This window comes from Vibrio sp. B1FIG11 (assembly GCF_905175335.1).
GTDB classification, from domain to species: Bacteria; Pseudomonadota; Gammaproteobacteria; order Enterobacterales; family Vibrionaceae; genus Vibrio; species Vibrio campbellii.
The window spans coordinates 2,017,714-2,039,665 of sequence record NZ_HG992752.1; the positions used below are offsets into that span (position 1 = coordinate 2,017,714).

Consider the following 21,952-nt stretch of genomic DNA (forward strand, 5'->3'; position numbering starts at 1 on the left):
GGCAACATGCTCCCAACTCGTGCCTCAAGGATGGGGCACAACCTCAAGATAGAACCCTTATTCACAACGGGCACGAACGCACGGTGGCTTTCTGCGCCCTGAATAATGAGATTGATGATGAAAAAATCGACCCTTTCAGCAGTGATTTTAGCAGCGCTTACTTCTAGCTCAGCCTTTGCTGCACACACTTTTGTTAATGACGCTGGCGACAGCCTAACCATCGATGGCCGTTTCGATCTTCGCTACCAAGACCGTGGCGGTGATGATAACGGCGAATGGAACAGCGGCAGCTCACGTTTCGGTTTGAAAGGCCAAATGGGCTTAGATAACGGCTGGACTGGTTTCGGTCACGCGGAATGGGGCTACAACTCTGGCGCGAACGGTGACAACATTTACGACCGCTTGCTATACGCAGGTGTGGAACATGACAAATACGGCAAGATTGCTGCAGGTACTAAGCAGTGGTCTACCTTCTACGACGTAGCATGGTACACCGATTTAGGTCGTGTATTCGGTACTCGTGGCTCAGGTGTTTACAACCTAGCGGACTGGGGTATCGCATCCGGTGCTGGTCGTGCGGAAAACTCAATTACCTACCGCAATTCCATCAATGAAAAAGTGAGCTACGGCTTTACTTACCAAACCACACGTGAAGATGTTGCTCTAGCAAGCAATGCGACAGCCTCACTGAAAAACGGCATGGGTGCGTCGATCACTTACAAACCGGTTGATGGCGTAACACTTGGTGCGGCTTACCATCAAAATGAAGTTGCGGATCTAGACGCAAGCGTAGTTGGCGTAGAAAACGGCGACAACATGCGCATCATGCTATTGGGCGCAAACTACAGCAACGGTGGCTTCTACGCGGGTGCGACTTTCCACGTTGGCGAAAACTGGGAAGCAGTGAGCCAAGGTGGTACAAACGTAATGTTCGATACCCTAGGTGGCGAAATCTACACTTACTACCACTTCGACAACGGCTTACGCCCAACGTTGAACTACAACTACATGGAAGATCGTGGTGACGAGACGCAAGGTTACGAGCGTAACTTGCTGATCCCTGGTCTTGAATACCACTTCCAGAAAAACAAATTCCTAGTTTGGACTGAATACCAGTTCGACCTAGGTAAAGATCAGTACGATGGCAGCAAATTCGAAAACCGTGATGATCAATTCGCGGCAGGTATTCGCTACTACTTCTGATAACCACGAGATAAGTTATTCCGGTTACGTAACTTATTCGATTTAGTGGAAATGGGAAATAAGAGCAAGCCTTACCTTTTTTGGGTAAGGCTTTTTTCATATGCAAAACATGAAATGCGACTTGGGTACTACCCAAATTGCACCACCAAAGGCAACCCAACCCTTTATTTGCTTCAATCTTATTTATTTCTCTTTATGACTACGTACCTATTTGTGTTAACCTAGTCACAGTTAAACTGACTTATGAATCCACTCACATGAATCCTGCAAAACAAACCGTAACATCGAAGGACGTTGCCAAACTGGCTGGCGTTTCTCAATCTACTGTATCGCGTGTGTTTGTTCCGGGCAGCTCAGTATCTGAAAAGACCAAGCAAAAGGTCTTCGAAGCCGCGAAAGCCCTAAACTACCGTCCAAATGCTTTTGCACGTAGCTTGACCACCAACGAATCTAAGTTGATCGGTTTGGTATTCCCAGATGCGGACTACCCTATCCACATGAAAACACTTCAATTGATTTCAAGTGAATTGCAGAAGCAAGGCTACTCAGCGGTGTTGATTCCATGGCAAGTGGATGATGAAGACAACCACTCAATCCCGAACATCTTCCAATACCGCGTAGATGGTGTCATTGCCGCTTCCGCTACCTTCAACAAATCACTGTATGAAGAGTGTGAAGAGTTCAATATCCCTATCGTTCAGTACGCGCGAGTCGTAGAAGGCACAAAGAGCAGTTACGTAATCAGTGACAACTACGAAGCTGGTCAACAAGCGGCACAACTGCTGCACGAAAGTGGGGTGAAAAACGCGGTTTACCTGACGGGTGAAGTGCCAACCTTTACCAACGACGAGCGTCAAAGTGGCTTCAGCTCTGAGTTTGAAGACTTAACGGGTAAAACACCACGCATCATTGAAGCGAGCTACGACTACGCAAGTTCGCTGGATAAAGTACGTGCGATGCTAGCCGATAAGAATCGTCCTGAAGCCGTGTTCTGTGCAACCGACAACCTTGCAATGGCGGTAATGGACATTGCGCGTATTGAGTGTGGTATTCGTATCCCTCAAGATCTGAAAGTCATCGGCTTCGACAACATTCCACAAACGGAATGGTTGAGCTACCAACTGACTACTTTCCGCCAAGACTTCCGTCGTCTAGCGCGTGAGAGTGTGAAAATTATCGTTGATCAAATCAACAATAAAAACAGCAGCTTGGTGAAGATGATGGTGCCAGTCAAATTGATAGAGCGCAGCACCACCAAAGCCTAATCCCAGAGAAGCCAACCCAAGCGGTTGGCTTTTTTATTTCCGCATTTCTTATTTCTCTTGCCCATCATCTTTTACTTCTACTTCTAAGATTTCGAACCAATGGTTCATTTGGTGTTGTAAGAATTAATGAACCAATATATATTTATGAACCATTACAGTATATGAGCCATTCATAAGAGGCACTTTACGACCATGAATACCTTTATCTATACGCGCCGCTCACCCAAAAACCAAGCTTATCCCGAGCAACTTGAAGCCCTGAAATCCAGTGCTCCAGAGGCGGCAATCCTTGAAGACAAAGTACGCGGCTGCACACCACCAGCCGAGCGACAAGCCTTTCAACAACTCCTAAACGCCACTCAATCCGGTGACACAGTGGTGCTTTGGTGGCTAACCGCCTTTGGCCGCGATTTCAGCCAAGCATTGAGCACAATTCAGACACTGCTTGATAAAGGCGTCACCCTCAAAACCGTTTGTGAGCCACTAACATTTGAGCCAGATTCAGTTCAAACCCAAACATTACTCTCTCTGCTTTCTGGTTATGGGCAAGTACAAACTCAACACCGTCTATTTGCCGCAGCACAAGGCCGTAAAGCAATTAAAGACAACCCTGAGATGTGGAAACAGAAGTTTCGTGGTCGTCCGGCAGACAAAGCAAAACATCAGCACATTGCGACCTTGCTTCTGGAAGGAAACACACTACAGAGCGTGGCTGAGCAATGTGAAGTCAGCCTATCGACGGTCAAACGTGTGAAAGCCAAACTGAATGATTTTGATGAAGAAGGAAGCTTGCGTCGCCGTGGTGATGGTGAAAAATCATGAGTCGACCATTCGAATTTAAAACCATCTTGCTGGCGTGTCTTATCATCAGTGTTGGCCAGCTCAGCATGGGCTTGGTGTTCCCTTCCCTGCCTTGGATCGCGAAAGATTTCGATATTTCCCTCGACCAAGCTCAGCTGTTAGTCAGTGTTTACTTGCTAGGTTTTGGGCCTTCACAGTTTATCTATGGCCCGGTATCCGATGCATTGGGCCGAAAAAAGGTGCTGTTGGCTGGCTTGTTGATTGCCATGCTCGGCCTATTGATGATCATCTTCCTAAGCCACACTTTCACTGGCATGGTAGCAGGTCGTTTTCTGCAAGGTTTAGGCACAGGCTGTTGCGCGGTGTTAGCCCGAGCGTCTACTCGTGATCGTTTTAATGGTCCTGAGCTCCCTGTCGCTTTGTCCTACATTGCGATGGCTGCTTCTATTACACCGTTAGTTGCTCCTGTTATTGGTGGTTTCATTAACGCCCACTTCGGCTGGACTATGGTGTTTATCTCGCTGTTGGGTTACGTATTGTTGGCTTGGACTGTGATCGTATTTCGCTTCCAAGAAACCATCACACAAACCTCAGCCTTACCATCACCGAAAAAGATGCTGCTGCAATATCGTGACCTACTGACTTCTCGTTACTTTATGAGCTTTGCCAGTATTGGTTGGCTTAACTTCAGCTTGATGATCACGACCGTTTCGGTGATGCCTTTCATCATGCAAAACCAAATCGGCATGACATCCGATCAATACGCGATGTGGGCATTGATTCCGGCGTTCGGCATGATTTGCGGCACCAGTATCTGCAACCGTGTGCGCCCAATCATCGGCACAAAAAAGATGCTATTGGTCACGCCAATCCTGCACGTAAGTTCCGCAGCATGGCTGTTCTTCTGCCCTGTTGAGCCGCTGTATTTGATGCTTGGCCAGCTGTTGATGATTTTAGGCAATGCTATCGCGCTACCTTGTGCTCAAGCCATGGTCATGCAGCCATACAAGAAACAAGCGGGGGCAGCTGCAGCGATGTCGGGCGGCGGCCAAATGGTGGTGTCATCCATTGTGAGTATGGCATTGGTGCAGCTCGGATTAAGCCAAGCGTGGCATCTGTCATTGGTAATTGTGGTCTTCGCGCTCATTACACTAACCAATGTTTTGCGAGGCTTTGCCACTGAGCAACGTTCAGAGCAATAATCAGCAAGATAAACAAAAAAGGCGACACCGAGGTCGCCTTTTGATTATGAAAAAATGCTTCGAGCTTGAAGCCAGTGAATCACGCTTATTGCTGCGCTACTTTCACTTGTGGCTTGGTTGAGCTTGTGTAGTCAAAGTCAAACGCAATGCCATCTTTGGTTACATCCAAAGACATACCACCGATAAGTTCACCTTGTAGACTCATCTTCACGTCTTCTGGTACTGGCTCGCCAGACACTTGAGATGCCGTTTCAATCACTTCTAATACGCGGTCCGAATCCATAGTGAAGCTCAATAGGCCATTCGCTGTTAGCGGCTGAGCCATAACTTTCTCACTCGCTGCTGCTGACGCATCACCACTGTAAAGCGTTAAGTGACTGCCGTTGAGACGAGCAAACACGTCCATTGGTTTACCTGCGTATGGTTCAAGCAGACCGCCAATATTCACCGGTTGGTTGTCCGGTTGGATCTGAATCTGCGCTAGTTCAGGCATGAACATTTGTGCCGTTTGCAGCAACATGTTTGGATCATCTGCTGAGATGGACAAGATCGCATCCACCTGACCTAGCTCAGGTCCGTATTGGCCATTCATGTTCACATCTAGGCCGAACATTTCCATGCTCAAGCCTTTCAGGCCATTTGCCATACCAGCACCCATGCTGATCGCCGGAGCTGGGTTTTGACCACGCATTTCATTTTGCGCTTGTGCCAGAAGCGAACATTGGTATTCAGGCGTGGTTAAATCTGTCCAGATCTTACCAATCGCAGGAGCCAGAGTAGCAACGTCTAGGCCTAATGCCACGCTAAACATGCTCTGTTCACCGTTGGATTCTGCCAATACGCCACGCATAGATTGCAGCGCCTCAAGGATCACTTGGTTCTTCGATTCAACAACAAAGCTACCATTTAGGCGAGCTTTGTCATCACCAGAGCTGTACTCTCCAAACGCCACCATCTGCGGCCAGTTGTTTGCTATTTGAGTAAACTCGGTATGACAAGCTGGAGAACGCAGTTGCTCTAAAGTTGGGTCAGAATCGACATTCTTAAGTTGGCGCGCCATTCGGTTGCCATCAAGTGTCGTTAGACCTTTAATGATCTCACGAATGTCGAAAATCCCGAATGAGTTGTTGTTCGTGCCGTACTTAGTTTGCACCGCTTCGAGGCGACCAGAATCAACGATGCTGCTCTTCGGAGCTTCTAGACCAAATGCCAGTTTAAGTGGGTTTTCAACACCAAGTTCAGGAATGTCGAAAGTCACGGTCAGTACGTTGTTAACCACTGCCACCGCAAGGCCAATACCCAGTTGTGGATCTTGCGAATCCGTTAGCTCATAGCGACGGAACTCCACGGTATCGAGCTTCACAAGTTCATGTTGAATGCCCGCCAGTTGCTCTTGATCATCCAGCGTTTTCCAAAGCGCTGCAGGGTTTTCCAACTGCACTTTATAAACAGGAACAAGGCCTAGGGTGTACATGATTGGGTTGACCATATCGCCCGTACCCAAGAAGGCTTTTAAGCTCTCAGGAGAAGACGCCGCTGCCATATACGCATCCAAGAAATTAACCGCAAACTCTAAACCAGGAGTCAGCTCTTCTTCAGAAAACAACTCTCCCATTGGTGGCTGCTGTGATGTACCGAACGCATTCATGTACTCGAAGTGATTAAAAGGTTCCGTTTGGTAGGTAATCAACAAGGTATCAGCAGGCACTTGAGCAAGTAGCGAGCTTGAAGATTCACCTTGGGCAAGATTGTTTTGGTACACATATGCGGCACCACCGGCTGCTGCGACCACTGCAGTAGCTAATAATAATTTTTTCACGACCAACTCCGTTGTCTTGGTTTTATTTCCCCAAACCAACCTGCTGGTTTGAGTAAGCATTAAGCCTTAAATAAACGCTTTGAAAGGATGAGAAACTTCATTCCAGTATTCAGGTATTTATTTGCATGCAACGCCATCATAAACGCACAAACAAAGTTATCAATTTGCTGAATATCAATTTCTTAAAATATCCAACATTTATAAGACGAACCGTGAAGTAAGTTAAATTCCGCGGCCACACTATTAGCAAGTAGCTCAATAAAAATAATGAGATGCCATACCCCACCGTCCAAATTCAGTGCATTATTAAATCCATTTGCAAACTTTTCTTTATTGTCTGAAAACAGCTCACGACCTGACATTTCCGTCTATTCCTCCTCTAGAAGACGACGGTGCTTTTACTTACAGTCAGAGCTATCAATAACGAATATCGCACCATTATTGCCCTATATATTGCCATGAAAGACCAGCTGACTATTTCTATCTCGACCATCAATGGCTCTAAGCATTGGTACTTCAGCAAAGCCATGCAGCGTAACTTTAAAACGTGCTTGGCGGTATTCGCCTTGGGGTTAGCAGCGACAGCGATGTTGGTGAATCACCTCTACTCTCAAGTGGATGAGGCGGTGCTTGAACAAGCAAAGTTATCCGAGCATTCACGCAATATGGGACAAGAGTTAAGTCAGCTAAAAACACTGAAGTCAGAGCTTGAGAACGACCTCTCTGAACGAGAAGAGCGCGTCCAACTTGTTTCTGAACGTTTGGGCGAGTTGGAGAAAGTACTCGGTGTCGCCAACGAATCCAACACTGAAAGTCTAGATGCGCGCTTTGATACCGCCGCGATCACGTCCAATGTCAGAATGGTGATGCTAAACCAAATCCCTAGCGGCTCTCCAGTGGGTAAAGCACGCCTTTCATCGGGGTTTGGCAAGCGTATTCACCCTGTCACCAAGCAGGCCAAGCTGCACCGAGGACTCGACTTTGCAGTTAACACTGGCACCAAAGTATATGCCTCTGCCGACGGCGTTGTAGAAGCGGCCCGTCGAAGTAACAAAGGTTACGGTAACTTGTTGCGTTTACAGCATTCATTTGGTTTTTCGAGCGCTTACGCGCACTTAAAAGAGTTCAAGGTTAAAACGGGTGAGTTTGTTAAAAAAGGGCAGCTCATCGCCATTTCAGGCAATACCGGGCTCTCTTCCGGTCCTCACCTTCATTACGAGGTGAGATTTATTGGACGAGCCTTAGATCCGAGGCCATTCGTGGATTGGCACCTCAATGATTTTGAAGACATTTTTACCAAGGAGCGAAGAATACGATGGGAATCTTTAATCAAAACCGTGGAACAACGAGTGGCTCATCAGCTTCAACTCTCATCGCCAAAGGCTGTTCTGTTAGCGGAGAACTCAAAGTAGAAAGTGACATACAGGTTGATGGCATCATCGAAGGTCAGTTGCATGTCGAAGGCACATTGGTCGTAGCAGAAAGCGGCCGTGTTAAAGGCGACATCTACGCTAAACAACTGATCGTCAATGGCTTGCTGGATGGAAACTGCCATGCAGAACACATTCAAGTGCTAGCAAAAGGCCGAGTCAGTGGCAAAATTTGGAGCAACAATCTAAGTATTGAGCCGGGTGGTAAGTTCTTCGGAGAAGCCGCAGAACTGCCAGAAAAAGAAGTCGTGACGCTAAAAGATAAGTCTACTGAAGCGAGAGAGACAACAGCAAAAACGGACAAGTCATCAGATCGCAAAACTGCATAAATAAAAGTGCTAAATATAGACGAGAAAAAGGGCACGGAATGTGCCCTTTTGAGTGGTTGCTATGCTTGCGCTAGACCAAATTAGAATTCGTAGAACAGGCGAACACGAGCGCCGAAATCGTCTTCTTCTTTGAACGCTTCACTTGACGAAGTTGCATCAAGATTATTGGTAACGGTTGTGTAGTAAGAGCCCAGTAGCACTGAGAAGTTCTCTACCTCTAGTACGTCCGTAAACTCGTAAGAAGCGTAAAGGGTAGATACCTTCACATCGCCTTCTGCCCAGCCTTGAATCTCTTGGTTTTCGTATTCGTTCATCGCGTAAACGTAACCAATACCTAGCCCTTTCCAAAGTGCGTTAACACCTGTTGAGAAGTTGTTTTCGTCAACCGCATCTAGGTAAGCCACGTTTGCATTCACAGACCAATCACCGCTAGTCCAGTTACCCGTTAAGCCGTAGCCGGTACGATCAGAAATGTCGACGCCTTGGTCTGTCACTACAGCATCAGAAACAAGGTTGGTTTCCATCGATGCCGCTAGGCTGAAATCACCCATCTGGTATGCAACAACAGGGCGTACTAAGAAGGAGTCTTTGCTGCTTGTAATGGCTTGACCGTGGTATGTTCCGCCATCGGTACCTTCATGGAAAAGATCTGAACGATCACCGATCATTGTACTCAGCTCCAAGTATAGATTGCCAAAGTTTTGGCTGTACATCAGCTGACCATCAGAGCCACGGCCACGCGCTTCTTTCATTTGATAGGTGTAAGCCGAGCCATCTGTGTAAAGCTCGTTAGAGGTATCACCTGAGTACTCTAGGAATACATCCAAACCAACAGGGAACATATCATAAGCTTCAAAACGACCTGCTTTGATTGCCCAACTGTCTTTTTTACCAAACTCGAAGTATGCATCATCAAGGTTTACGTCACCCGTGCTTTCAAACAGAGGCTGTGCTTTTACGCCAACGTAGTGACCATTACTGGTGAACTTCTCGCCCGCGAATTCGATCAGTACGCGACCATCTTGGTTGAATTCTTGATCACCAGAATCGTTCGACTCGCGATCTTGATAGTTGAAGTTCAATTCAACGTCACCGCCGATAGAAAAGTTACCTTCTTCGTTGTCGACAATGCTGATGCCCGCATTTGCCGATAGTGCTGAGAATACGCCGATAGCGCTCAGAGATAGTTTCAGTGCTTTGTTCATGTTAAACCCTATATGTATTAGATTTTATTGTGTAAAAGTGCTGATTTCAGAGACAGCAAACCCCGCCCCTTCTTCTTGAAAAGAAAGGCTTAGAGAAATTGGTTTATTTTTAGAAGTTAGATTTCGTGGCTAGCCCCAAGCTCCGGGGCTAGACCAAATTTAGAGTCGCAACTGTATATCGTGACAAGTGGTATCGTTACTCGGCGACCAGCGCGACCGCTTCGCGCGTCAGCTGAGCCAACTCTTCCCACTTACCCGCTTCGATAAGTTTTTTGTCGACCATCCAAGTACCGCCACATGCCAGCACGCGCGGCACGGCTAGGTAGTCTTTAATATTCGAAGGGTTGATACCCCCAGTCGGCATGATTTCTACATCACCATAAGGGGCCAACAGTGCTTTCACCATATTGACGCCACCAGAAGCCTCTGCCGGGAAGAACTTCAATGTTGTCAGTCCCATTTCTAACGCCGCTTCAACTGCGCTTGGGTTGTTCACACCAGGTACGATATCAATACCAATTTCTTGGCAAGCCTGAACGGTGTTTGGGTTAAAGCCCGGCGAGACAACAAAAGTCGCACCCGCCTCTTTGGCTGCGATGGCTTGCTCACGATTAAGCACCGTGCCAGCACCAACTAGCATGTCTGGCTGCGCTTCACGCAATAGACGGATGGCCTCGACAGCGGCATCGGAGCGAAACGTAATTTCGGCTGCTGGCAGACCGTTTTCTGCCAACACTTTACCCAGTGGGATGATGTCCTCTGCGCGATCAATGGCGATCACTGGGATCACTTTTAACGCTTTCAATTGAGCTTTTAAATTCGACATGTGGTTTCCTGTATATCTATTTTTTGAACTGAGCAACGGCCGCATTGGTTGCCAATCGTGGAATGATGGCGCCTTTGTGTTGAATCACGGTGCCTGCGAGGGTATTCCCATTCATACACGCTTGTTTGATGTTGCCATCAGACAAGTACGTCGCGAGAAAACCACCATTAAATGAATCGCCTGCCGATGTGGTATCGATGACATTTTCTACCGGTGTCGTCGCCACTGAATAAGGCGCAGGTTGATCTGTATCTGCAACTAAACAGCCTTCTGCACCGAGCTTGACCACCACATTCTTCACCCCTTGGGCTTGCAAACGCTTGATCGTGCCATAAGCCGTCACATCTCCCCAAATAAGCTGCTCATCATCAAAAGTCACTAGCGCCATATCCGTGGTTTGATACATGGCTTGATAACATGCTTGCACGGTCTGCAATTTATCTTGCGGCCAAAGGGCCGGGCGGAAGTTACTGTCAAAAGCAATCTCAACGCCGGATTCTCGTAAGCGACTCAAAAGCTCAACCAGTTGGATACGATCTTGCTCAGGCAAAATAGCTAGGCTAATGCCGCTCACAAACACCATATCAACCTGCTTGAGTGACTCCGCCACACGTTCAAACTGAGCGTGTTGGAGCAAGTAACGTGCAGCCGATTGATTACGCCAATAAAGGAAGGTGCGTTCGCCTTGGTCATCTAACTGGATCAGATACAAACCTGGGGTACGCGTTTCGTCTGTCAAAACGAAATCCGTACCAACACCTTCTTGCTGCCAGCGTGCAACCATGCCATTGCTCAGTGGGTCTGTACCCATGGCAGTCACGTATTGCACCTGCACTGGTTGTGATGCACCTAAGGCTTGGCAAGAACGACTGAGGTAAACCGCAGCGTTAAGAGTGTCACCACCAAACGTCTGTTGCATGTCACCAAACGGCTTGCCGTTCAGCTCGATCATGCATTCCCCAAGTATTGCGATTGTCTTCATAACGGTTTCTTAAGCATGCTGATCAGACCTGTCGATGTGAGACAAGACAGGTCTACATAGAGAGAAGAAAGGATTACTTGTTATCGATGCGTACGAACATCATGGTCATTGCGAACGACAGTGCAAACACACCAATCACGCCTAATACCGCTTGAATAAAGTTCTGAGTACCACTTGCCAAGTAAGCTGGCAGACTGAATACCGAAGAAAGGATGTAGCTTGTTAAGTGAGTATCGATAGTCACTGAAATCGCGCCAACGATACCTGTTGCTAAGCTCGCCATGAATAGTGCTTTGGTGTACTTAGTCAGTACGCCGAATAGCGCTGGCTCTGTGATACCAAGAATAGCGGTGACACCTGAGCTCACTGTCACTGAAGACTGCTCTTTACTTGCGTATTTGCGTTGCTTGTACCAAATCGCCATCGTCGCGCCTGCAATACCTAGGTTACCCAGACACATAATCGGCATCAGCAAATCTTTTCCGTACAGCGCGAAGTTATTCAAGCTGATTGGTGTCATGCTGTGGTGAATACCAAATACGATGGTGATTGGACGAGTCAAACCAAACACGAAGCCCGTCAGTGTTGGAGAGACCTCTAATAGTGAGCTCACTACCCAACCTGCACCGTTACTTAGCCACATACCCGCTGGGGCTACAACAGATAGCACAACCGTTGACGTCACTGTGAAAGCAAGTAGCGGCGTGAATACCGGTTTGGCAGAAGCAGGAACTAACTTATCTACCATAGGGGTGATTTTGGACAGTACCCAAACCGCTAGAATCGCAGGCACGATCGCGCCACCGTAGTTAAGCAGCTCAATTGGAATCACACCAAATACGTTCAGCTCTGGGGTGTTTCCTGCTTCAGAAAGAATGGTCGCTTTTTCCAATAACTTAGGCGACATCATTGCTGCAGCAACTGCTAACGCAATGTATTCGTTCACTTTAAACACTTTCGCCGCAGAGAAAGAAACTAACATAGGTAGGAAGAAAAATACCGCGAGAGAAATCGAACGGAAGAAGAACACCGTATCCGAGCTTTCTGAAATCACGTTGGTCGCAATCAAGCCCGATAGCAGCCCCATCAACATGCCCGAACCCGCAATCGCAGGCACGACAGGACCAAAGATACCCGCCACCACGCGCATTGCGTTTTGGAATAGCTTACCTTTCTCTTGCTCGATTTCTGCATCTTCCGGTGCAGCGCTCGCGCCAGACAGCGCTAAGTACCACTTTTCAACGTCAACACCGATGATCACCTGGGTTTGACCTTGACCAAGCACCACGCCTTTTACGCCTTGAATGGCTTCCAGTTTTGCTTTGTCGGCTTTCGATTCGTCCACCAGCTTGAAACGCAAGCGGGTCATGCAGTGGGTGATGTTAGCAATGTTCTCGTTGCCGCCAAGTGCTGCGACCAATTCTTGTAGTTTCATGCTAAAGCTGTCTGCCTTGCCTGACGACGCGTCGCCAGTTGCCATGTTTGTTTGTGTCAATTGCATCATACTTTCCTATGTGCTTTGTCTGCTCATTCACTGCGCTCATCTTAGCTACTGGTCATATTTATCCAATCGACAAATTAGTGATAAAACTCACACTAAAAAGACTAAAAATTAAATTTTCGGCATTTTTAGCCAATTGGTTCGTTTTTCTTGCCGAATTCAAAACAGGAACGAACCAGTTAAATTTAAGCATAATTTACCGCTTGTAATTTGTATTTTTTCACGCTTATATAAAATAAATCCTGTTAACCAGAGATAGTTTGAAGTGAACAAAAATACCATATCAAATATTGAGTGCGTGATTACCAAACCGGACAGACATAACCTGATTACTGTTATTGTAGAAACAGAATCTGGTGTAACGGGCTATGGTTGTGCGACATTCCAACAACGACCATTGGCCGTAAAAACCATGGTTGATGAATACCTTAAGCCATTATTAATCGGCAAAGATGCAAATAATATTGAAGATCTGTGGCAAATGATGATGGTCAATGCATATTGGCGCAATGGTCCTGTGATCAACAATGCTATTTCTGGTGTTGATATGGCACTTTGGGATATTAAAGCGAAATTAGCTAATATGCCGCTTCATCAATTATTTGGTGGTAAGTCTCGTGATGCTATTCAAGTATATACTCATGCTACCAGCGACACGATGGAAGGTTTGTATGAGCAAGTCGATAAATACTTAGAGCAAGGTTATCAACATATTCGTTGTCAATTAGGCTTTTACGGTGGTGTGCCAGAAAATATTCAGACGGCACAAAACCCAACCCAAGGCTCTTACTACGACCAAGACCAATATATTGAAAACACGGTAGAAATGTTCAAAAACCTGCGTGAGAAATATGGCAAGCAATTCCATATTCTTCACGATGTGCACGAGCGTTTGTTCCCGAACCAAGCGATTCAATTCGCAAAACAAGTCGAGCAGTATAACCCGTTCTTTATTGAAGATATTTTGCCGCCAAGCCAAACGGAATGGTTGGATAATATTCGCAATCAATCGAGCGTGTCTCTGGCGCTGGGCGAGCTGTTTAACAACCCTGAAGAGTGGAAGGCATTGATCATCAATCGCCGTGTCGACTTCATCCGTTGCCACGTGTCGCAAATCGGTGGCATCACGCCAGCACTGAAACTCGGTCACTTCTGCGAGAGCTTTGGCGTTCGCATTGCTTGGCATTGCCCACCAGATATGACGCCGATTGGCGCCGCAGTGAATACTCACTTAAATGTGCATCTGCACAACGCTGCGATTCAAGAGCATGTGGAATACAAAGCCAATACACAACGCGTATTCCCGAATGCGGCGGAGCCAATCAACGGCTATCTATACGCATCTGAAATTGCAGGTATCGGTGTGGAGATGGACTGCGAAGCAGCGCAAGACTTCCCTGTTGAGTACCGCCCACATGAGTGGACGCAAAGCCGCTTGCCAGACGGCAGTATTCACACCCCTTAAAGCTTCGTTTGTCCTAGCGACGGCTTTAAATGCAGACCTAAAAAAAACGACCGCTATTCGCGGTCGTTTTGATCTCGATAATTAAGACTCTCGGGGTTAAACTTGGTGTGATAAGTACACTGGTAATTAATATCAATAATATCGCTCACCACAAAGACTTCACCTGTTTTTAAAAACCCTCGATTAGTAATATTCATTGCTGAACTATTGCGTTTACAATCGAGTAAATATGCATCTTCTTTTGACACGTTAATTGCTTGATAACTCGTTAAATAACTGTCGATTTCTAAGCCTAGAGACAATACGTGTTTTTGCAATGAACTCTCAATAATCTCGTCGGTTATTTTAGGAAACATACTTACGGGTAATTTTGTTTCCTCAATCTGTGTCACTTTACCCTGAATTAATCGCAGCCGTTTAATATTCCACAGGTATTCATCTTCCTCGATAGAAAACATCTGCATTTCATGCGTAGTGGGTAAACGTTTATTCAGTTTTATCTTCTTGTATGAGATCTCACCAAATTTATTTTCAGTGACAGAGTTATAGATGAGTGGCGAGCCAATAATTGAGGTATTAACGAAATAACCTGAACCCACTTTGGATTTCACAATGCCAATCGCTTCAAGTTTGGACAGCGCCTTTCGTACCGAAAAACGAGAAATATCATACTTTTCCGCCAATTCACGCTCAGACGGTAACTTCACATCAATGACGTTCTGGCAAATTTTACTGATGATATCTTGAACCAATTCTTCGTATTTCTTCATAAGCATTCAATTATTATCGACAATGGGTAATTTATACCATCTTTTACTTATCAATATAATCCAAATACCGAAACTTAGAGACAAAATAGAGAATGTGCGCAGATTATTTTATGTATTTATGACGATTTAAAAGGACAGCATCATGCCCCTAACTACCCAATCATCACTTATTGGAGTGAAGGCCAAATAGGTTGCCCTCAGTATCAAACGCCAATGTGATAAAGCCATAATCCCCTATCGACATCTTTGGCGATTGAATGCTACCACCTGCGGCTAACACTCGTGATTCTTCTACCGCACAATCTTCACAAGAAAAATTCTCACATTTATGCAATCAAAGTCAGCGGAGTGTGAAATTTCATTCACAAGGAAAAATATTGCTAGCTGTTTTTCATTCCTCTCGACTATGATTCGCGCTCCTGTGTTTTTGTGATTATTTGAATGAAAATTTATACCGCTATTATCACGGCAGCATTGGCTGCAACAACACTTATCGCTCCTGCACATGCAGACGATAAATTTACTTTAGGTCGTACTATCTTGCTTGAGCACGGTAACCTAGCTGCAAAAATCCCGATGGTGATTTGCCGCAACACTAACGCGATCAAAGTAAAAGCAGAGAAAGACCTAGAATTAAGAAAGGTCGTTGTACGCTTCCAAAACGGTGATGAGAAAACCATTCGCTTCCACCGTGATTTGAAGAAAGACAAGATGACAGATTGGCGTTACTTTGGTTACCGCCGCTGTGTGAAAAACATCGAAGTTTACGGTAACTCTGAAGGCTCTAAAGCGGGCGTTCGCGTTTACGGTAAAGAAAAGAACGATTAATCGTTACGAGATTCAAAAGGGATGAAAACCAACCTCATCCTTACCGAATACAAAAAATCCCTCGCCGATTGGTGAGGGATTTTTATTTGTGGTTAGAGTGCTCTTACTGTCGTTATTGCGGTGAAACCAATTCAGTTCCGTTCACCATCACTTCCACTTTCCGCGCGTCTTGTTCACTGCGCTCTTGTTCGATGACAGACGTCTCAAGACGAATGTTCTCCGCTTTCACGCCATGTAAAATCAAGAAGTCAGCGACCACTTTCGCTCGCTCTTCTGCTAAACGAGTATTGTGCTCCAAATACGCAGGCTTACTATCGGCTCCTCCAGTTACCACCACTTCATAACTTTCCAGTTCAGCAATGCGACTTGCCATTTGCATCAGTTGCGTTTCCATTTGCAGATTCAATGATGCGTCATCGTAGCTGTAAACCGGACTGTTCTCAGCGAGAATCACGGTTTGCTCTTCAGGTGCGTCTTCTATGTGCTCGATTGGTTGAGGGTCATAGCTGCTGCTTGACCATGGATGCAACACCAGAGACAAATTCACCTGACGTAACTGCTTGGTATCTTTCTTGTCATAGTTCTGATCGAGCACACTCACATTGAATAAATTGTCGAATTGGACAGAAACATCAATAAACTCACTCAGAGCATAGTAACCGCCCACCGATAGATACGGTGCCACACCACTGGTTTCTGTCGGTGAATCCAACTGAGGTTTATCCATGTCTGCGTTGTAGACGTAGCCACCCACACCAGCAATTAACCCGCCATCGCGCCATAATGACCATTTGTGTTTGGCGAGAATATCCAAGCCTTTCATGTCAAAACCATTGCCGTCCGATAAGCTGCGATAACCTATCTCATAATCTAAAGGTTCTGTCGTGATACCCAAACTGTATTTCAAACTGGTGATGTCGTTATCGTGTTTGTACTGTTCGTCCTGAAACTGGGCAAGCCCACCTCCTATTTGAAAGTACAAACCATTTGATACCAAGGTATCGATTACGCCTTTCTCAGGTTCCTCGACTTGCCGAGCCTCTTGGGCAAAAGCCGGAGTAAGCGCGAATACAGACAGCGCGAACAAAATCGTATTTTTGTAATTCACAAGCCTTCCCCCCTATAAGTAAGAAACGGTATACACCACCATTCCTTCAAACTTCCCTTTCTTGATATTGTCAGAGTCAAAAGGCACCAATTTGGCAAGATAACGGTCATAGCCGACTTGCTCTACTTCATAGCCATCACCGACAGGCTCATTAAGTTGCACCTCTTCACCACTTGGGGTGTACAGCTTGATGCCATAGGATTTGATTTCTTTGCCGCTTTCATCAAAGACAGGGACATAAGATCGGTTGGTCAGATCACGAACGTTATCAAAATAGCCACGCAGCTTAACGGATGGGCAATCGGCTCCGTACTTTAAGTTGCGAACGATAATAGTGAGAGGACGAGGCTCGGTTTGCACAATATCGTCTACACCAATGCGCCCGTAGTCGATGTTATTGTTCTTGATCTCCAGCTCAACCAAACATTTAGAAGGCTTAAGAATGTCCATGTTCTGAATCACGCTGCGGTAGTTCGCATACGCACCGTTGTAGCCCAACTCCCCATCTAACTGGAAAATGTTGACCGGCGCGCTATATCCAGAGAAGTCCCCCGGCCCCGTAACAATGATGGGCTGGTATGTAATGGTTTTGGAAGTTTTAGTGCGCGATTCACAGGCGTTGTTATCTTCGCTAGCACCACACTCAGGAACCCTAAAGCCATCGACCGCCGTTTTTACGCCATAAATATCTCGGCCTTCATATCGAAACCCCACCTTAATACCGGGAATATTCGGGACGACGGTATCACCCGTTTTACCAGGCCAAAAGAACACTTGTTCGGGGAAATCCTTCAGGTGAGGGAAATTCGTCGCATCTTTATAGCAAGTAACATTCACCGTTTGAGACGGGCCACGCCATACCACTTGCCCATCAGGGGCATCAATGGGTACCGATGCAGAAGGGTCAATGTAGAAACTACTTACACCACCAGGACCACTACCACCAAAACTACCACCGGCTTCTGTGCTATAGCAGGCTAACGCCCACGCATTGGGAGCAACGGAGAGCCCCGTAACAAGCAAACAAAGTGTTAGAAATAACGCTCTCATCATTACCCCTCACTTTCGTCTTTAGCTGTACAGATATCTTGCGAGTTGCAATAGAACGTGTTCGTTACTGTAGCGCCATAATCATTGATATGGCTTAGTTCGTATCGGTCGCTTTTTTCTACTTTCAACGTTCTGCTGGTAAACGGCGCTAGCATCACGGGTTTAAATCCCGCGGCTTTGCTCGATTTGCCCACCAGTAACTCCGAGTAGGTCACATAAAATGGCGAGCCGTTTTCTAAGACGATTTTATTACTGCCTTTTCGCTTAATTTTGGTCGCGCTAGCTACCGCTTTATCAACACGCTTAATCTTGTTCAGGCTCGCTGGTCGGTAGAAGAACTTGATCACCGATTCAATCGCAATTTGGATAGAACCAGTGGCCGTGTCGGCTTTTTCATCAGCACTTTTCTCATCCTCAGAAGGTGGCACCTCACGAACATGTAAGAAGTAAGCCGTCTCTCTGTCTTGAGGTAATTGAGAGGCAGTAGGTAACGACTTGATGCGCAACATGGCGTAATCTTTACTCTCAATCCTTAACACCGGTGGGACAACGATGAATTTGTCCTCTACATCCTTACCATCCATGTCCGTCAACCAAGATTGCGCCAAGAATGGAATGTCGGCGGGGTTTTTAATTCTTACCGTTTCCACCTTCGAGTCGCCTTCATAAACAACACGAGTTCGGTCTAGAGCCAATGCAGCATTCGCTGATGCTGAGACCATCAAACAACACAGGATGGCCAAAATTGAATTTTTCATAATTTCTCAACTACTAATTAGTTATCACAATGAACGGAACGGATGACTTCTTGACTATTCAGAATCGAGTCATCAATGACTAAGTGACAGCTTTGGTTATCCCCCCAACTCACACTGATCTGTGAATCGAGATTGACGCCGACCAGATAAGCCGTTGAGTCTTGCCCAACAATGCCAATCTCTTGATCAAGTTCGTCATCAAAAACCAAGGCACCAAATGGAATATCTTGTTCGCTTAGCAAGCGCGCCATAAAGTTACTGCCCTGACGTGCTTTAATTTTTTGATAGCCAATCGCGCCTTCGGTCAGCACCATGCTTTTCACGCTTCCAAGCACCTCAACATCATCAGGCAGTGATTTGTAATCGATGGTGTTGTAGCTCTTTTGATAAGGTGTCACACCGTTAATCAACGCCAAGCCAAACGCATTGGTTTCTTCGTTGTTGCTGCCGTTAATGGTGACGTTTGGTACATTCGAATCGATGAGAATGCGCGATGTGCCTGAGTTAAGTGCGCTATACGCCAAACCATGTTTTGAAAGCAACACCGTGCCCATCGCGTTGGCATTCACTTGGCTGTATGAATTGGTTTTGTAGCTGCCACCAACAGAAGTGGACATGAACGAGAAGTCGCGATTGTAGTTACCACTTACCCCGTTGGATTCACCTTCATAAACATCGTAAGCAACGCGATAGTTCGAACCGTCATCGTTGTTGTAGCCCGAGTAAGCAAGGCTTTGAGAGTAGTCTCCACCTCGAGAGTTGGTTTGTACTGAGACAGAGTTACTGCCACCAATAGGGATAGAAATTCCCAGCGACCAACCTTTTTCATCGATACTCGGCGAGTACTCATTAATACCCGACTCGTAGTCGTAGCTCAGGTAAGAGTCGTTCGACTGGTAGAGATTCATCGTCAAGTACAAGTCGATCCCGTTGATCTTCAGCGGATGCGATATATTGATGTCGTAACGAGAACTGTCACGGCGATCGTCCCAGTAGTTATTTGAGGAGTAAGAGACGTACGCACTGGTTGAGCCAAAACTTTGAGTCAGCGCGATGTACTTTTCATCTTTACGGTTGTTGTTCGCGGCATAGATGATGGACGAAGTGTGGTCATCATAGGACCTTAAATATTCATCAAATTCGTAGTACTGCTCTTCAGAAAAACGGTAACCAGCCACACGCAAACCCAAGCCGAAATCGGTCAAGGTGTTGTTGTAGGTAAAGCCATAAGACAAGCCAGATGCATCACTGTCATCACCCAACTTGGCTTGCGCAGTAGAGATATCGAAGGAAGCTGCGCCCAAGTAATTTAGGTTGATACCACTACCGATAGTGTAAGATTGATAATCTTCAGACAGCAGTGTCGCAGAGAACAGCGACAGGTAGTTGTTCACACCATAGGACGCTTCTGCAGAAAAGAACTCTGGCGTGATCTCGTAAGAGTCACTGTCCGGCACACCCGCAGAAAGGCTGTAGCGTAGGTGATTTGGTCGCGTCAGATACGTGACGTCCGCACCGTTCACTTGGTAGCGTTGAATCGTACCATCAGCCTGTTTGACTTCGACATCCAACGTACCTTGAGAGGCTTGTGAGAGATCATCTATCAGATACGGGCCTGCATTTACGTTCACCACTTTAAGCACATTGCCTTGCTGACGAATAGTGATCACCGCATTGGTGTTGACCGTGCCAGAAACAACCGGAGAGTAGCCACGCAAGTTCGATGGCAACATTTGATCATCGCTTTGCAGGCGCACGCCCGTCATCTGGAACGAGTCGTAAACGTCCGAACCAAACTGAGTATTACCAAACGTCAACTTCGACTTAATGCTGCGGATCGGCGCATAGCCATACAGTGAGGTGAATTCACCCGAATAGTTGTTGGAAGCTTGATAGTTTGCTCGGAAGCGAAACGCTCCAGCATTTAGCCCCACAATGCCATAGGTGGATAGGTCATCATTCCAACCGTTTTCATCGTCTTGTTGGCTAGAAAAGTAGTTAACGTTGTAATCCAGATAGAGCGCGGCAATACCATCATCCCACAAACGATCTGGGACAAAGCCGTATTTGTACTCATTGGCGATGTATTCTTGAGGCGTGGTGATCTCTAAGCGAGCTTTACCAAGATCCGATGCCACCTTGGTATAGCCAACTTCTTCAAGTTGGTAGCATACTGCGTCACCGACGGATATCGCGTTTTCTTTATAGACTTTATATCCTCGTTCGCTTAGAGGAAGACTGTTCATTAATGCATCTGAGATGCAGGGTTTATTGTTATTAAAGACAATATTTTCTTTGGTTAAGAACTCTCCATTAATATAAACCTCTAGCTCATATTTACCGTCTTCCACAAAGTTCGCATTCGAAAACTTGCTTAAATCGACACTGTTTTCACTTCTTATAAAATAATTATTGAAGCTGGTCGCGTAAGAAAAAGAAGGAAAGGAAAGTACAATTATTAAACCGAGTAAATGACGACGCATTTTATCAACCAGTGTTTTTTATTAGAACGAGAGCTTTGGCAAAACGCCAAAGCTCTCTCAGCAACCGCTTATAGGTAAGTCACGCGTAATAGCGCCCATGATTCTGCAACACCAGCAGTTACAGGCGTTGCTGTCACGTCTACGTTCGCTTCATATGCCGCAGAGAACGACGCGATGTTTGTGCCGTCGATCAGTACGTTGCTTGCCGCTACGTCACCGTTGTTGATTGGGTTACCATCGTGAAGGATACGCACACCAATGCCCGTCGCGCCGCCTTCTACGCTGAATAGGTTACCGGTTGTATCTGGGTTAGAATCGAATGTGAATTGTGCTGTTGTTGCCACACTCGTATCACAATCCGTCAACTTCACTTGGAAAGGCACTGGCGTAGAGCGATCGCCTTTCGCCTTAAAGATGTGTGTAGGCTGTTGACCAAGTTGGATCGTCTGGTCGATGCTGTCTGGAGATAGACCACATGCTGATTCTACGATTTCACCTTTAAAGTAAACGTTAGTCGTGTTTTCTGCCAAAGCAGGTGTTGCAGACATTAGTCCAAAAAGAAAAGTTGCTGCGATTGATGAGCGAATGAATTTAGCTTTCATTTTTAAATCCCGTGTTTTTAGCGAATAAATGCAGATAAGAAATCACTATTTCCTATGTGTGCAATTTGGTTTTTAATTAATATGCGGATGGAATAATATTATTTCCAAATCGATGTATTTGTATAAAGATACAAACTTGATTATTTTTGGTTAGCGTGAAATATACTTAAATCTAAACCATTAATTTCTCCCTAGGCTGATCGCTCCTTTTCATCAAGAAATTAAGGTATTCTTGTCATGAGCCTATAATTTATTTATCTGTTCCCTTTCACATTCATCCAATTAAACGTTTACTCGAAGATAGTTATTACTCAGTATCTACTCC

At 46.0% G+C, this 21,952-nt stretch carries 20 protein-coding genes and 1 pseudogene; 8 read left to right on the top strand and 13 right to left on the bottom strand.

Features of this window, described 5'->3' with window-relative positions; all coding sequences use genetic code 11:
* Nucleotides 1-117 precede the first annotated feature (117 nt).
* The 4 genes from KHO06_RS25640 (at nt 118) to KHO06_RS25655 (ending at nt 4,471) form a co-directional block, all read left to right on the top strand.
* Nucleotides 118-1,203 carry a porin gene (locus tag KHO06_RS25640; RefSeq protein WP_212583446.1) on the top strand — a complete coding sequence of 362 codons (1,086 nt, stop codon included), beginning with the start codon at nt 118-120 and terminating at the stop codon, nt 1,201-1,203.
* Between the two features lie 257 nt (nt 1,204-1,460).
* The gene (locus KHO06_RS25645; protein ID WP_038890472.1) at nt 1,461-2,468 is read left to right on the top strand and encodes a LacI family DNA-binding transcriptional regulator; all 1,008 of its coding nucleotides are present in this window, start codon (nt 1,461-1,463) and stop codon (nt 2,466-2,468) included.
* A 192-nt stretch (nt 2,469-2,660) separates the two neighbouring features.
* A complete protein-coding gene (locus tag KHO06_RS25650) occupies nt 2,661-3,290 on the top strand; it encodes a recombinase family protein (RefSeq protein WP_212582867.1) in 630 nt (209 codons plus the stop codon).
* The gene (locus KHO06_RS25655) at nt 3,287-4,471 is read left to right on the top strand and encodes a multidrug effflux MFS transporter (RefSeq protein WP_212582868.1); all 1,185 of its coding nucleotides are present in this window, start codon (nt 3,287-3,289) and stop codon (nt 4,469-4,471) included. The genes KHO06_RS25650 and KHO06_RS25655 overlap by 4 nt, the downstream gene beginning before the upstream one ends.
* An 85-nt stretch (nt 4,472-4,556) precedes the next feature.
* Here KHO06_RS25655 and KHO06_RS25660 read toward each other — a convergent pair whose 3' ends face one another.
* Both KHO06_RS25660 and KHO06_RS25665 read right to left on the bottom strand, forming a co-directional pair.
* Nucleotides 4,557-6,290 (bottom strand): hypothetical protein, encoded by a 1,734-nt coding sequence (locus KHO06_RS25660; RefSeq protein WP_212582869.1) that lies wholly within the window; start codon nt 6,288-6,290, stop codon nt 4,557-4,559.
* A 182-nt stretch (nt 6,291-6,472) separates the two neighbouring features.
* Nucleotides 6,473-6,652 (bottom strand): hypothetical protein, encoded by a 180-nt coding sequence (locus KHO06_RS25665; RefSeq protein ID WP_212582870.1) that lies wholly within the window; start codon nt 6,650-6,652, stop codon nt 6,473-6,475.
* 96 nt (nt 6,653-6,748) lie between these two features.
* Between KHO06_RS25665 and KHO06_RS25670 the strand changes: the two genes are divergently transcribed.
* Together KHO06_RS25670 and KHO06_RS25675 are read left to right on the top strand one after the other, a co-directional pair.
* Nucleotides 6,749-7,702, top strand: a complete 954-nt coding sequence (locus KHO06_RS25670; RefSeq protein WP_038890476.1) for a M23 family metallopeptidase — start codon at nt 6,749-6,751, stop codon at nt 7,700-7,702.
* Nucleotides 7,606-8,049 (top strand): polymer-forming cytoskeletal protein, encoded by a 444-nt coding sequence (locus tag KHO06_RS25675; RefSeq protein WP_077201366.1) that lies wholly within the window; start codon nt 7,606-7,608, stop codon nt 8,047-8,049. The genes KHO06_RS25670 and KHO06_RS25675 overlap by 97 nt, the downstream gene beginning before the upstream one ends.
* 80 nt (nt 8,050-8,129) lie before the next feature.
* Here the strand turns inward: KHO06_RS25675 and KHO06_RS25680 are convergent, their stop codons facing one another.
* From KHO06_RS25680 to KHO06_RS25695, 4 genes are all read right to left on the bottom strand, one after another.
* Nucleotides 8,130-9,254, bottom strand: a complete 1,125-nt coding sequence (locus tag KHO06_RS25680) for a carbohydrate porin (RefSeq protein ID WP_212582871.1) — start codon at nt 9,252-9,254, stop codon at nt 8,130-8,132.
* Nucleotides 9,255-9,450: 196 nt separating this feature from the next.
* On the bottom strand, nt 9,451-10,080 hold the full coding sequence (locus tag KHO06_RS25685; protein ID WP_212582872.1) for a bifunctional 4-hydroxy-2-oxoglutarate aldolase/2-dehydro-3-deoxy-phosphogluconate aldolase: 630 nt from the start codon (nt 10,078-10,080) through the stop codon (nt 9,451-9,453).
* Nucleotides 10,081-10,096: 16 nt separating this feature from the next.
* Complete coding sequence (locus tag KHO06_RS25690; RefSeq protein WP_079401513.1) at nt 10,097-11,062, bottom strand: sugar kinase; 966 nt, start codon at nt 11,060-11,062, stop codon at nt 10,097-10,099.
* Nucleotides 11,063-11,135: 73 nt separating this feature from the next.
* Nucleotides 11,136-12,542, bottom strand: coding sequence for a PTS transporter subunit EIIC (locus tag KHO06_RS25695; RefSeq protein ID WP_224726968.1), 1,407 nt, complete (start codon nt 12,540-12,542; stop codon nt 11,136-11,138).
* A 286-nt stretch (nt 12,543-12,828) separates the two neighbouring features.
* Between KHO06_RS25695 and KHO06_RS25700 the strand changes: the two genes are divergently transcribed.
* Nucleotides 12,829-14,028 (top strand): enolase C-terminal domain-like protein, encoded by a 1,200-nt coding sequence (locus KHO06_RS25700; RefSeq protein WP_005429150.1) that lies wholly within the window; start codon nt 12,829-12,831, stop codon nt 14,026-14,028.
* A gap of 53 nt (nt 14,029-14,081) precedes the next feature.
* Here KHO06_RS25700 and KHO06_RS25705 read toward each other — a convergent pair whose 3' ends face one another.
* Both KHO06_RS25705 and KHO06_RS25710 read right to left on the bottom strand, forming a co-directional pair.
* The gene (locus KHO06_RS25705; RefSeq protein ID WP_212582873.1) at nt 14,082-14,798 is read right to left on the bottom strand and encodes a GntR family transcriptional regulator; all 717 of its coding nucleotides are present in this window, start codon (nt 14,796-14,798) and stop codon (nt 14,082-14,084) included.
* A gap of 163 nt (nt 14,799-14,961) precedes the next feature.
* Nucleotides 14,962-15,114: pseudogene (locus KHO06_RS25710) on the bottom strand (VOC family protein); the annotation flags it as partial.
* 125 nt (nt 15,115-15,239) lie between these two features.
* Between KHO06_RS25710 and KHO06_RS25715 the strand changes: the two are divergent.
* Nucleotides 15,240-15,626 (top strand): DUF2541 family protein, encoded by a 387-nt coding sequence (locus KHO06_RS25715; RefSeq protein WP_005429145.1) that lies wholly within the window; start codon nt 15,240-15,242, stop codon nt 15,624-15,626.
* A 112-nt stretch (nt 15,627-15,738) separates the two neighbouring features.
* On the opposite strand, the gene KHO06_RS25720 is transcribed toward KHO06_RS25715, so the two are convergent.
* From KHO06_RS25720 to KHO06_RS25740, 5 genes are all read right to left on the bottom strand, one after another.
* Entirely contained in the window at nt 15,739-16,734 is a 996-nt protein-coding gene (locus KHO06_RS25720) for an OmpA family protein (protein ID WP_212582874.1), read from the bottom strand.
* Nucleotides 16,735-16,746: 12 nt separating this feature from the next.
* The gene (locus KHO06_RS25725) at nt 16,747-17,787 is read right to left on the bottom strand and encodes an adhesin (RefSeq protein WP_212582875.1); all 1,041 of its coding nucleotides are present in this window, start codon (nt 17,785-17,787) and stop codon (nt 16,747-16,749) included.
* The gene (locus KHO06_RS25730; protein ID WP_005429140.1) at nt 17,787-18,542 is read right to left on the bottom strand and encodes a molecular chaperone; all 756 of its coding nucleotides are present in this window, start codon (nt 18,540-18,542) and stop codon (nt 17,787-17,789) included. Before KHO06_RS25730 ends, KHO06_RS25725 begins: the two co-directional genes overlap by 1 nt.
* Before the next feature lie 17 nt (nt 18,543-18,559).
* Nucleotides 18,560-21,025: a fimbria/pilus outer membrane usher protein gene (locus KHO06_RS25735; protein WP_212582876.1), complete on the bottom strand. Its 2,466-nt coding sequence runs from the start codon at nt 21,023-21,025 to the stop codon at nt 18,560-18,562.
* 68 nt (nt 21,026-21,093) lie between these two features.
* Nucleotides 21,094-21,627, bottom strand: a complete 534-nt coding sequence (locus KHO06_RS25740) for a fimbrial protein (RefSeq protein WP_005429136.1) — start codon at nt 21,625-21,627, stop codon at nt 21,094-21,096.
* Between the last annotated feature and the right edge of the window lie 325 nt (nt 21,628-21,952).